Below are 12,068 nucleotides of genomic sequence, written 5' to 3' on the forward strand. Positions count from 1 at the left end.
TGGTACTGATCGAGCGCTTCGCGACGCCTGACAGCATTCCCGAAACGGGGACGTGACGCCCTCACTCTTTAAGCGTCGCCTCTGGTCGTCCGCACGGTCAAGGCACGACTGATCACGAAATCCACGAAACGGGTGACGCGATCGCGTGATCCAGGAGGGAAGATGCAAATGACGAAGACCCAGATCATCCTCGCTCATCCGGTCCGTACGCCGATCAGCACCTATAACGGCGCGCTGAAGACCACGCCTGTAGCGGCGCCCGGACCCGCCGGTCGGTGCGCGAGTATCTCGATACCCTCGACGAGGCCGCCTGGGGCGCGGCCAGCGAGCCGAAGCCGAAGTTCGTCTCGCGCTCCGATCCGGCGGCGCAATGGACCGGCGCTTTGAAGGGCCATGCCTTCTTCGCCTATGCGACCAACTACCTGATCGATCTCGACCACGCGGTCATCGTCGATGTCGAGGCCAGTCGCGCCATCCGGCAGGCGGAAGTCGGCGCGGCCCGGACCATGCTTGACCGGACGCAGGAGCGTTTCGGCTTTTGGCCGGCGAGGCTTGCCGCCGACAGCGCCTATGACTCGGCCGAGAACCTCGCCTGGCTGGTGCACGAGCGCGGGATCGAGCCGCATATCCCGGTCTTCGACAAATCCCAGCGCAGCGACGGCACCTTCAGCCGCTCCGACTTTGCCTATGACCATGACCGCGATCTCTACACCTGCCCGGGCGGGAAAGAGTTGCGACCACGCCAGAAGGTCTATCGAACCGAGCGACCGCTCGTCGACGACGAGGGCATGATGCGTTACCGCGCCAGCAAGCTCGATTGCGACGCCTGCTCGCTGAAGCCGCAGTGCTCACCCAACATGCCCGCTCGCAAAATCCTGCGCTCGATCCATGAGGGTGCCCGCGATATGGCCAGGGACATCGCTGAGACCGATGCCTATGTCACGTCGCGGCGCGAGCGGAAAAAGGTCGAGATGCTCTTCGCCCACCTCAAACGCATCCTGCGCCTCGACCGGCTGCGACTACGCGGACCCAATGGCGCCAGAGACGAGTTCCACCTCGCCGCAGCAGCCCAGAACCTCAGGAAGCTCGCCAAGCTTCTGCCGAATGGCCCGCAGTTCAGGCCTGCCTGACCCAGCGAAGGCCCCCGCCGCCAAATCCAATCCGCACCAGCGCCGATCTCAGGACCGACTTTTTCAACGCTATCCGCCATAACCTGACATTGGCGTCCTGCCAGAAACCGGACACTCGCAACGGTTCAGGGGGGAGGCTGCGGGGATTCAAGCTCAATCCGCGACCTGCCGGTGTGCGAAACAATTTGGGGCGAACGCGACCAGCCGCTTCGAATGAGGTCTCGGGGAGACGATGCCAGGAAGCGGACCTTGTCCGCGGACCGAAAAGCCACGATCCGGTTTCCCGTATTGCAGCGTAAACCGGCTGAACAGCCACCGGACCATCCTGTCGCCTCCCATCCGACTGCGATATCCTCCGGCTATGAAGCTTAGCCAGAGCATACGGTTCTGCACATCTGCCGACGGCACTCGCATCGCAGTCGCATCGTGCGGGGAAGGACCGGTGATCCTGCGCGCGGCGCACTGGCTGAGCCACGTCGACTACGACCTCGAAAGCCCGGTCTGGCGCCCCTGGCTTCAGACGCTTTCAGCTCAAAACCGTTTCGTGAGATACGATCCGCGCGGCAGCGGCCTGTCCGAGCGATACGTCGCCGATCTTTCGATCGAGGCGTGGAACGCGGACCTGGATGCCGTGGCGGCGTCGATCGACGAACCGCGCTTCGTGCTTCTCGGTCTCTCGCAAGGCGGCGCGCTCGCGGTTGCCTATGCACTTCGTCATCCCGAACGCGTCTCGCATCTGGTTCTGCTCAACGCGTATGGCCAAGGCGGAAGGGTTCGCGCGCAGACGGAGGCCGAACGACTGGAGGCCGAGACGCTGGTGAATTTCATCCGCATCGGGTGGGGGCGCGACAATCCGGCATTCTGCCAGTTCTTCACCAATCTCTTCATCCCCGACGGAACGCCCGAACAGCATCGCTGGTGGGGCGATCTCGAACGCGTTACCGCGAGCGCGGACGTCGCCGCTCAACTGCTTAGCAATATGCAGGGGATCGATGTGGCCGAACTGTCCAGGAAAATCAGCGTCCCGACCTTGATACTCCACAGCCGCGGCGACATGCGCGTGCCGTTCAGCGAGGGCTGCAAGCTCGCGGCCGCGATCCCTGGCGCGCGCTTCGTGCCGCTCGAGAGCAAGAACCATGTGCTGCTGCCGGACGAGCCGGCCTGGGCGGTGTTTCATGCCGAGCTTGCCGCCTTCCTCGGCTGGGACAAGCCCGCACAGCCACGCGCCATCGTTCAGGCCGGCCTGACGGCCGCCGAAACGGCGATCCTGAAGCTCATCGCAGAGGGGCTCGACAACCGGGCGATCGCGCAGAGGCTCGGCAAGAGTGCCAAGACGGTGCGCAACCAGTTGTCGGTGATCTTCAGCAAGCTCGGCGTGCATAGTCGGTCCCAGGCGATCGTCCTGGCACTCGGCAGCGAGCAGCCACCGACCGATTGACGCCGAGCTTGGGACATTTGTCCTTCCGGTTGGTCCCATTTCCCCGCCCGCGCGGGACTGCCGCCTCATGCGCGGCGACCAAGATTGGCCTCATCCTTCAAGCCTGCCGGCCAAAGGGGAGGAGGACCCGCCATGACCCAGTTCAACGAAGCCACCCTTAACGAACTCGTCGGCCGCGTGCTCGGCGACATCGGCGGAGCGGTCAGCGTGCCCCTGGTCCGGATCGGTGACGCGCTCGGTCTCTACAGGACGCTGAAGGAGATCGGCCCGGCCACCGCCGACGAGCTTGCGAGCGCAGCCGGATGCGCCAGCCGCTATGTGCGCGAGTGGCTGTCGGCCCAGGCGGCCTCCGGCTATGTGCGCCACGAAGGCGGGACATTCTCGCTGACGCCGGAGCAGTCCTTCATCTTCGCGGAGCCCGACAGCCCGGTCCACCTGATCGGTGCGTTCGATACGGCGGCGGCGATGGTCGAGAACCAGCCGAAGGTGCAGGCGGCGTTCAAGACCGGACGCGGCGTCGCCTGGGGCGAGCAGGCGGGCTGCATGTTCTGCGCGGTGGCGCGGCTGTTCCGTCCGGGTTACGTCAACGCCCTCGTGCAGGATTGGCTGCCGGCGCTCGACGGCGTCGTCGACAGGCTGAAGGCCGGCGCGACGGTCGCCGATGTCGGCTGCGGCCACGGGCTCTCGACCATCCTGATGGCGCAGGCGTTCCCGAAATCACACTTCACTGGATACGATTTCCACCCCGCGTCGATCGCAGCCGCCACCGCGCATGCGCGATCGCACGGGCTGACCAATCTGACATTCGAGGTCGGCCGCGCGCAGGACTTCGGCGGCCGCGACCTCGACCTGATCACCTGCTTCGACTGCCTTCACGACATGGGCGATCCGCAAGGCGCCGCGTCGCATATCCGCAAAGCGCTGAAAGCCGGCGGCACATGGATGGTGGTCGAGCCAATGGCGGGCGACGCACTCGACGACAACATCAATCCGGTCGGGCGCATCTACTACTCCGCGTCGACGATGATCTGCGTTCCGACATCGCTGGCGCAGGAGACCGGCCTCGCGCTTGGCGCCCAGGCGGGCGAGAAGCGGATCGCCGCGGTGATCCGCTCCGGCGGGTTCAATCAGGTGCGCCGCGCTGCAGAGACGCCGCTCAACATGGTGCTCGAAGCGACCTGAGCCGGTGCGATGGGCGCCGCTTCCCCAGCTTTCTCATCGCTCGTGCCATTCCCGGAGCGATCCGATGATGTTTGTGGGTGTGTGCCAGTGCGGGCCACGCTCGCCATGCCGATGTTGTCGTCGCCTTTTCCGAACTCACTCAGGAGAGTCCGTCATGCTGAGGGCGCATAGGATCATGATCGAACAAGGCAGCGCCTGGGCGATACTGGGGCTCACCGACAAGCGGGAGAATTCCGGAACATCGGCTTTCGGACGTTGGTTGCACGAAAAGGACAGCACGGACAAAGGCAAGATCAGCTTCACCAGCGACAGCAAGGAATACCTGTACTGGGAGTGGAAGTCCGAATCGCCTGCCACGATGCTGATCGGGTCGAAAACGCCGCGCGCATCGCACAAAGCCGGCGAAGAGGAATACTTCCAGGTCTTGATCACGCTGACCGGCATTCGGCGGAATGCGGAGGGCAAGTTCGGGGGCAGCGGCAGTCAGGGCGCCGGTAGCGGAAAGGGCATTTTGACCTACAATGTCAGCCCATAGGGCGCTATCGAATGGACGGTCGTTGCCTACTGAAGCTCAGCGCCGGCCGATCGCGGCCGTGATCAACGCCCTGGCGTCGGCGCCGGCCCATTTGGCCGGGCCCTGGAGCAGAGCGAGCCGGCCGGCTTGACCATCAGGCTGATCGGCCTGCCCTCGACTGTCTTCACTGCGCGGATCTCCTAGAACTGTGCCGCTCAGGTATCGACAGTCGCGTTCAGCGCATTGGCCTGGATGAACTCGCGCCGCGGCTCGACGACGTCGCCCATCAGCTTGACGAAGAGGTCGTCGGCCTCGTCGTTCTGGTCGTTCTTGACGCGCAGCAGCGAGCGGACGTCACGGTCGAGCGTCGTCTCCCAGAGCTGGCCGGGGTTCATCTCGCCGAGGCCTTTGTAGCGCTGCAGCGAAACGCCCTTCTTGCCGATGGCATTGACCGCGTCGAACAGATCGCTCGGCCCATTGACGGCATGGTCGTCGCCCTTGCGGCTGAGCACGCCGGGCCGGCCATAGGCCTCCCGCAGCGAAACGGCGGCGGCGTCGAGCCGGCGTGCTTCGGCGCTGGCGAGAAGCCCGGAATCGAGCGAGACGACCTGCTTTACGCCGCGCACCAGCCGCGAGAACACAAAGCCGCCATCGGCCGCCTTGCCCTCCCAGCCGCGCTCGATCTCGTCCGAGATCGCATCGAGCCGGCGCGCGACATAGGTCGCGGCCTCGTTGAGCTCGGCCTCGCCGCGTTCGCCCTGCGGACGCAGCGCGCCGGCGATGGCGGTCTGCTCGACAACGCGCCGATCATAGCGCGAATGCAGCTGCGAGAGCGTGTTGCGGATGCTGCGCGCTTCCTCGATCAGGGCGCGGAGATCAGCGCCGCCGCGCTCGCTGCCCTCGCCGGTGCGGAAGACGGCACCGTCGAGCGCGCTGTCGACGAGATAGTCCTCCAGCGCGCGCTCGTCCTTGAGATAGGTCTGCGACTTGCCGCGCGCCGCCTTGTAGAGCGGCGGCTGGGCGATGAAGAGGTGGCCGCGCTCGATCAGCTCCGGCATCTGCCGGTAGAAGAAGGTGAGCAGCAGCGTGCGAATGTGGGCGCCGTCCACGTCCGCGTCGGTCATGATGATGATCTTGTGGTAGCGCAGCTTCTCGATGTTGAAGGCGCCGGAGTCCTTCTCGTCGCGGCCGATACCGGTGCCGAGCGCGGTGATCAGCGTGCCGACCTGGTCGGAGGACAGCATCTTGTCGAAGCGCGCCCGCTCGACATTGAGGATCTTGCCGCGCAGCGGCAGCACGGCCTGGTACTCGCGAGCCCGGCCCTGCTTGGCCGAGCCGCCGGCCGAGTCGCCCTCGACGATGAAGAGCTCGGATTTGGCCGGATCTCTCTCTTGGCAGTCAGCCAATTTGCCTGGGAGAGAGGCGATGTCGAGCGCGCCCTTGCGGCGGGTGAGGTCGCGCGCCTTGCGGGCGGCCTCGCGGGCGGCGGCTGCCTCGGCGACCTTGCCGACGATGGTCTTGGCCTCATTCGGATGCTCCTCGAGCCAGGTCGAGAGCGCCTGGTTGACGACGTTCTCGACAACGGGGCGGACCTCGGAGGAGACCAGCTTGTCCTTGGTCTGCGAGGAGAACTTCGGATCCGGCACCTTGACCGAGACGATCGCGGTCAGGCCCTCGCGGCAATCGTCGCCGGTGAGCGAGACCTTCTCCTTCTTCGAGATGCCGGAGGTCTCGGCATAGCCCGTGACCTGCCTCGTCAGCGCGGCGCGGAAACCGGCGAGGTGGGTGCCGCCATCGCGTTGCGGGATGTTGTTGGTGAAGCAGAGCACATTCTCGTGGTAGCTGTCGTTCCACCACAGCGCGACGTCGACGGTGATGCCGTCCTTCTCGTTCGTGAGCATCACGGGCTGGCTGATGATCGGCGTCTTGGCGCGGTCGAGATAGCGCACGAAGGCTTCGACACCACCCTCGTACATCAGCTCCTCGCGGACGACCTCGGCATGGCGGGCATCGGTCAGCACGATGCGCACGCCCGAATTCAGGAAGGCGAGTTCGCGCAGTCGGTGCTCGAGCGTCTTGTAGTCGAACTCGATCATCGTGAAGGTTTCTTGGGAGGGCGTGAACGTCACCTCCGTGCCGCGCTTGTCGCCGGCCGGCCCGACGATTGCGAGCGGGGCAACCGCGTCGCCATGGCGGAACTCCATGAAATGCTCGCTGCCGCCGCGCCAGATCCGCAGCTTCAGCGAGACCGAGAGTGCGTTGACGACCGAGACGCCGACGCCATGCAGACCGCCGGAGACCTTGTAGGAGTTTTGGTCGAACTTACCGCCGGCATGAAGCTGGGTCATGATGACCTCGGCCGCCGAGATGCCTTCCTCGCTGTGGATGGCGGTCGGGATGCCGCGACCATTGTCGGTTACGGTGACCGAGCCTTCGGCATTCAGCGTCACCGTGACGAGGTCGGCATGGCCGCCGAGCGCCTCGTCGATGGCGTTGTCGACCACCTCATAGACCATGTGGTGCAGGCCCGAGCCGTCATCGGTGTCGCCGATATACATCCCTGGGCGCTTGCGCACCGCGTCCAGGCCCTTGAGAACCTTGATGGAATCGGCGCCATAGGCGGCATCCTCGAGGTCGCGGGCAGCATCGCTCATGGTGGGGTCCTTCGGCGGGCGAGCAGGCGCCCGCGATGATCTTGATTCGTCAGGAGAATATAGGGCTTCAGGATGGCTTTTTCACGTGCGCACGCCCGCGTACGCGAGAGTGGCGGATTTAGCCAGAGAATGTCGCGATCGCATCGAGGAAAACCTCGCCGTACTGTGCGAGCTTGCGTTCGCCGACGCCTTCGATGGCGCGCATCTCCTCCAGCCCGAGCGGGCGCTCACGCGCCATCGCGATCAGCGTCCGGTCGGTGAAGATGATATAGGCCGCCACCCCCCTCCTCGCGGGCGAGGGTCAGGCGCAGCTGGCGCAGATGCTCGAACAGCGCGGCGGTATCGCCGTCGAGCCCGTCGGCACGCGCCGCCTCGCGCTGGCCGCGGCGCGAGCGTCGTTCGCCCAGGGGGTCGACGCGCAGCGCGATCGGCTCGCGGCCGAACAGGATGTCCTCGCCCTTCGCCGTCAGGCAGAAGCCGCCATGCTCGCTGCTGGCCTCTGCAAGCGCGCCGGCGGCGAAGAGCTTTCGCGTCAGCGCCATCCAGGCGACCTTGGGCTTGTCGTTGCCGACGCCGAAGGTCTTCAGGCCGTCATGGTTCTGGCGGCGGATCGTGTCGGTTGTCGTGCCGGTCAGGATGTCGGCGAGGTGGCAGGCGCCGAAGCGCTGGCCGGACCGGATGACGGCCGAGAGCAGCTTGCGCGCGTCGAGCGTGGCATCGGTGAGCTCGGGAGTCGCGGGTCCGCAGAGGTCGCAGCGGAACGGAGCGTTGCCAGAGTTCACTTGGCCATGCCGGCAGGGCTCTACCGCCTCGCCGAAATAGGACAGCAGGGCCGAGCGTCGGCACAGCGCCGACTCGCACAGGTCGATCATCGCGTTGAGGCGCTTGTGCTCGATCCGGCGGCGCTCCTCGTCGATCTGCTTCTCGTCGATCTGGCGGCGGCGCAGCGCCATGTCGTCGACGCCGTAGAGAGTCAGCGTATCCGCCGGCAGGCCGTCGCGGCCGGCGCGGCCGATCTCCTGGTAGTAGCTCTCGATTGAGCCCGGCATGTCGGCATGGACGACGAAGCGCACATCGGGCTTGTTGATGCCCATGCCGAAGGCGATCGTGGCGCAGACGACGACGCCATCCTCTTGCAGGAAGATGTCCTGGTTGCGGTTGCGCTCGGCCTGTTCCAGCCCGGCATGATAGGCATAGGCCTTCCAGCCCTTCTCGCTCAGGCCCGCTGCGAGACGCTCGGTGCGCCCGCGCGAGGAGCAGTAGACGATGCCCGAGCCGCCGCGGTGCACTTTCAGGAAATCGTCGATCTGCCGGCGCGGTTGCTCCTTCGGCGCGAAGGCGAGCTTCAGATTTGGCCGGTCGAAGGAGTGGACGACGAGGTGCGGCGGCGCCGGGAAGAGCTGCTGGGCGATGTCGTCGCGCGTCTGGCGGTCGGCCGTCGCCGTCAGCGCCGTCACAGGGACATCGCCGAGCGCCTCGCGCACCTTCGAGAGCAGCCGGTATTCCGGGCGGAAGTCGTGGCCCCATTGCGAGACGCAATGCGCTTCGTCGATGGCGAGCCTGGTGACGCCGAGGCGGCGCAGGCGGGCAACCAGCCCCTCTCCCGCCAGCCGCTCGGGCGAGACGAAGAGCAGTCTGAGTTCGCCGGCGTTGAGCTTCGCCCAGGCGTCGCTCGCCTCAGCTTCGCTGTTCATCGAGTTGAGCGACGCCGCCGCGACGCCGGCCCGCGTCAACTGCCCGACCTGGTCGCGCATCAGCGCGATCAGCGGTGAGACCACCAGCGTTAGCCCTCCGGCGACCAGCGCCGGCAGCTGGTAGCACATCGATTTGCCCGAGCCGGTCGGCATCACCGCGAAGACATCGCGGCCCGCGAGCGCAGCCTCGATCACCTCCCATTGCCCAGGGCGGAAATCATCATAGCCGAAAACCGACTTCAGGATCGCGCGGGCTTCTGATTCGCGAGGCGACGACATCGGCCGGATGTGCCGGATTCGCTCCATGAAGGCCAGTGCCGCGGCGAAACCATCCCCGATTCCTGCAAGTCCGCTTGATCGGCCACCCTGGCTGCCTCACGCTACGGCAATTGCCGAGGAGGCCTCCATGCGACTGCTTCTGACGGGCGCCGTCTGTTGTCTTGCTTGCGGCGGCGCAAGCCCGGCCGCTCGAGCGCGAGCTGCCGCTTCGGGCTGCAGCCTGCTGGGAACGCAAATATGACGAGGCGCATCTTCGCGCCCATCCGAAGCAGCTGGTGACGCGTATTCGGCTGGTGCACCTGCCGGGAGGCTGGCAGCCCGGACAGGGCGGCAGCTTCTTCGTGATGCTTTACTTCAACCTGCGCGAGCGCAACGCCATCACCGGCTATGATTATCAGCTGAGCGGCTTCTGCAAGGCGGCGGGGCAGGGGCTGCGCTGCGTGCCGGAATGGGAGGCGGGCAGCTGGCAGATCGAGCGCGGGCCAAACGGCACGCTCGACATCCGCAATGCTGGCATCTGGGTCAATCCCAACCCGTACGATGCCGAAGAGATCGCCGACAACGCCGCGCGGATCCCCGCCAAACCCGACGACGGCACCTGGCGGCTCTCTCCTGCCAGGGACAAATGCCAGATCGAGTAAGGCTGCCCTGATCGTTCAGGGCGCCAGCCCGGCGACCTTCACCAGCCGCGCCACCAGCTTGTCGCGCATGCCCTTCAGGCGCTTGTCGGAGAGGTCGCCGTCTTCGCCATAGGCCTTGTCGGCGCCGTTGACGGCAAGCATCTCCGGGACCAGCAGCGCGCCGAAGCCGAGCTCGAGCACGGTGCGCAGCTGCGTCAGGCAGCGATAGGTGCCGAGATTGCCCGCCGAGGCGCCCCCGATGGCGACGACCTTGCCCCTGAGGCCGGGTCCTCCGGAGCGCACGATGCTGATCCAGTCGAGCGCGTTCTTCAGCGCCGGCGGATAGCCGGCATTGTATTCCGGGCTGGCGATGAAGAGCCCGTCATGTGCATCGACCAGCGCCGCCAGCGCCTTCGCCTCGCCAGGCGGGTCGTTGTCATAGGCGCGGGCGTCGATCAGCGGCAGCGGATAGTCGCCGAGCGAGATCTGCGTCACCTCAGCGCCGGCATCCTTGAGATTCCCGGCGATCAAGGTCGCGAGCCGGGCATTCATCGAGCCCGGCCGCCAGGAGCCGGCGAAGACGAGGATTTTGGGCATGGTCACTCCGACAAACTAGAGCATTTTCGAGCGAAGTGGGCACCGGTTCGCGTGAAGAAAATGCGTCAAACCAAAAACTTGGAGTATTCACGCGATTCGGAGAAACGCGGGAATGCTCGAGCCGGAGTGATCGCTCCGGCGTTCTCATCGCGCGATGTCGAAGCGATGCAGGCGTCCCGTCAAGCCCGCGCCATCATGGCTTGGCGCGGCGATAGACCCAGACGCGCGCCGGCGGGATGTTGCGCAGCACCCAGTCGGAGACCTGCGCCTTGAGATGGGAGCCCTTGCGCGGCACCGGCGAGATCACCGCATAGGTGAACTGGATGAAGGGCGCGCCGGGGCGCAGCACATTGGTGAAGGCGTCCTGTACCAGCTCGACACGCTCCGCCGGCGGCTTGTTGAACAGAGGCAGCGAGGACACTACTGCGCTCGCCTTTTCGGTCAGGTGTCCGGCGAGCGTGGTCGAGAGCGCATAGGCATCGCCCTCGATGACCGTGGCCTGCGGGAAGCGCCGGCGCAGCAGCTCGCAGAATTCCGGACTGTACTCGACCAGGATCAGCCTGGACTCGTCGATCCCGCGCGCGATCAGTGCCTCGGTGACCGGGCCGGTGCCGGGCCCGATCTCGACCACCGGCCCCTCGGCCAACGGGTCGACATAGGATGCCATGCGCTTGGCCAGGAACGGGCTCGATGGCGCGACGGCGCCGGTGCGGCCAGGCGAATCGATCCAGGATTTGAGGAAGCGGGCATCGTCGCCGAAACGGGCCTTGGCCTCGTCGGCAGCCTTGCGGACGCGCGACTTGAACTTGTCGGCGGTGTTGCGGACTTCATCCTCGACCTTGTAACGCGCCGCAGCGACCCGCAATCTCGCTTCGGCGACGCTGTCGACGAGATCGGCGGCGGTCAACCGCACCTCGTGCTCCAGCCGCGCGGCGACGGACGAGCGCCCGAGGCGAGTGGTGCGCAAGCGCTGACCGGAAGCGGGTTGGGCCATCCAGAACCTCAGTTTGGCGAGGGAATTGGCCCGCACCGAAGCGACATGACAACGATGTGACGTTACGCCGCTGTCATATGGGGTCAAGAGCAGGTCGAAGCCAGCGATTTCTCAAGCGGGCGCTCAGATCAGCGGGCGCGGCTGCAATTCGCTGTCGAAGAGTAGCGCCATGCGTTCCGTCAGCCGCGGGTTATGGACAGTGAGGCGGCCACGTTCGAGCGAGAACATCCCGGCCTTGCGCAGCCGGGCCCAGGTCTTGCTGGTATGGACGAGCGAAAGGCCGAGGGCGTCGGCGAGCTGCTGCTGCGTCAGTGGGAAGACGAAGCTGTTCTCGGCGACGAGCCCGAGCACCTCGGCCCGGCGGTAGAGCGAGATCACTAGCGCTGCGATCCGTTCCTGGGCGCTGCGCTGGCCGACCGAGGTCAGGTTCTCGTCGATCAGGCTCTCCTCGCGCGATCCGAGCCAGGCGAGTTCGTAAGCCAGTGCGGGCATCCGTCCGAAGAGTTCATAGGTGCGCCGGCGCGGGAAGACGCAGAGCTCGACCTCGGTCAAAGCCTCGATGCCGTGCTGGGCGGCACTCAGCAGCGAGGCCTGCAGGCCGACGAGATCGCCGGGCAGGAGGAAGTTGAGGATTTGTCTGCGCCCGTCCGGCAGCGATTTGTAGCGGAAGGCCCAGCCGGAGAAGAGCGTGTAGAGCTCGGCATCCTCCTGGCCGGGATGGATGATGTCGCTGCCAGCCGGTACTTGGCGATGGTCGAGCTTCATCGCCTCGATGAAGCGGATTTCCTCGTCCGACTTGTCCTTGAAGGCTGGCTTCAGCCGCAAGGGGCAGGCGAGACAGGACAGGCCACGCTGATTGCGATGATTGCTCGTTGCGACGATCACGCCGGGCTCCCTCGCTCGCCGGGAACTCTCGGCGAACGCTTGCGTTTTCTGTTTGGCGTGAAACCCGCTGCATAGCAATCG

Annotated in this window: 8 protein-coding genes and 2 pseudogenes; 5 read left to right on the top strand and 5 right to left on the bottom strand. The window is 65.9% G+C overall.

Translation table 11 applies throughout. The annotated features are described in order from the left end of the window. Positions 1–260: 260 nt before the first annotated feature. The 4 genes and pseudogenes from QO058_RS17105 to QO058_RS17120 all read left to right on the top strand — a co-directional run. Positions 261–1,130 (top strand): annotated as a pseudogene (locus QO058_RS17105) (transposase); the annotation flags it as partial. 361 nt (positions 1,131–1,491) lie between these two features. Beyond that, positions 1,492–2,568 (top strand): alpha/beta fold hydrolase, encoded by a 1,077-nt coding sequence (locus QO058_RS17110; protein WP_347975387.1) that lies wholly within the window; start codon positions 1,492–1,494, stop codon positions 2,566–2,568. 132 nt (positions 2,569–2,700) lie between these two features. Beyond that, positions 2,701–3,750, top strand: a complete 1,050-nt coding sequence (locus QO058_RS17115) for a methyltransferase domain-containing protein (RefSeq protein ID WP_284167489.1) — start codon at positions 2,701–2,703, stop codon at positions 3,748–3,750. Between the two features lie 154 nt (positions 3,751–3,904). Continuing rightward, entirely contained in the window at positions 3,905–4,285 is a 381-nt protein-coding gene (locus tag QO058_RS17120; protein ID WP_284167490.1) for a hypothetical protein, read from the top strand. A gap of 194 nt (positions 4,286–4,479) precedes the next feature. On the opposite strand, the gene gyrB is transcribed toward QO058_RS17120, so the two are convergent. Both gyrB and recQ read right to left on the bottom strand, forming a co-directional pair. Continuing rightward, positions 4,480–6,918 (bottom strand): DNA topoisomerase (ATP-hydrolyzing) subunit B, encoded by a 2,439-nt coding sequence (gene gyrB / locus QO058_RS17125; protein WP_284167491.1) that lies wholly within the window; start codon positions 6,916–6,918, stop codon positions 4,480–4,482. Positions 6,919–7,036: 118 nt separating this feature from the next. Continuing rightward, positions 7,037–8,891, bottom strand: a pseudogene (gene recQ / locus QO058_RS17130) (DNA helicase RecQ). 275 nt (positions 8,892–9,166) lie between these two features. Between recQ and QO058_RS17135 the strand changes: the two are divergent. Next, positions 9,167–9,532 (top strand): hypothetical protein, encoded by a 366-nt coding sequence (locus QO058_RS17135; protein WP_284167492.1) that lies wholly within the window; start codon positions 9,167–9,169, stop codon positions 9,530–9,532. A gap of 15 nt (positions 9,533–9,547) precedes the next feature. Here the strand turns inward: QO058_RS17135 and QO058_RS17140 are convergent, their stop codons facing one another. From QO058_RS17140 to QO058_RS17150, 3 genes are all read right to left on the bottom strand, one after another. After that, positions 9,548–10,108, bottom strand: coding sequence for an NADPH-dependent FMN reductase (locus QO058_RS17140; protein ID WP_284167493.1), 561 nt, complete (start codon positions 10,106–10,108; stop codon positions 9,548–9,550). 193 nt (positions 10,109–10,301) lie between these two features. Continuing rightward, a complete protein-coding gene (locus QO058_RS17145) occupies positions 10,302–11,102 on the bottom strand; it encodes a class I SAM-dependent methyltransferase (RefSeq protein ID WP_284167494.1) in 801 nt (266 codons plus the stop codon). Between the two features lie 123 nt (positions 11,103–11,225). Beyond that, positions 11,226–11,987 carry a Crp/Fnr family transcriptional regulator gene (locus QO058_RS17150; RefSeq protein WP_284167495.1) on the bottom strand — a complete coding sequence of 254 codons (762 nt, stop codon included), beginning with the start codon at positions 11,985–11,987 and terminating at the stop codon, positions 11,226–11,228. Between the last annotated feature and the right edge of the window lie 81 nt (positions 11,988–12,068).

Origin of the sequence: Bosea vestrisii, from assembly GCF_030144325.1 — a bacterium.
Classification (GTDB): Bacteria; Pseudomonadota; Alphaproteobacteria; order Rhizobiales; family Beijerinckiaceae; genus Allobosea; species Allobosea vestrisii_A.

What these genes read in the sequence shown, in the direction of transcription:
- QO058_RS17120 (WP_284167490.1), top strand. Translation starts at nt 3,905, where the DNA reads ATGCTGAGGGCGCATAGGATCATGATCGAACAAGGCAGCGCCTGGGCG.
- gyrB (WP_284167491.1), bottom strand. Translation starts at nt 6,918, where the DNA reads ATGAGCGATGCTGCCCGCGACCTCGAGGATGCCGCCTATGGCGCCGAT.
- QO058_RS17115 (WP_284167489.1), top strand. Translation starts at nt 2,701, where the DNA reads ATGACCCAGTTCAACGAAGCCACCCTTAACGAACTCGTCGGCCGCGTG.
- QO058_RS17140 (WP_284167493.1), bottom strand. Translation starts at nt 10,108, where the DNA reads ATGCCCAAAATCCTCGTCTTCGCCGGCTCCTGGCGGCCGGGCTCGATG.
- QO058_RS17145 (WP_284167494.1), bottom strand. Translation starts at nt 11,102, where the DNA reads ATGGCCCAACCCGCTTCCGGTCAGCGCTTGCGCACCACTCGCCTCGGG.
- QO058_RS17110 (WP_347975387.1), top strand. Translation starts at nt 1,492, where the DNA reads ATGAAGCTTAGCCAGAGCATACGGTTCTGCACATCTGCCGACGGCACT.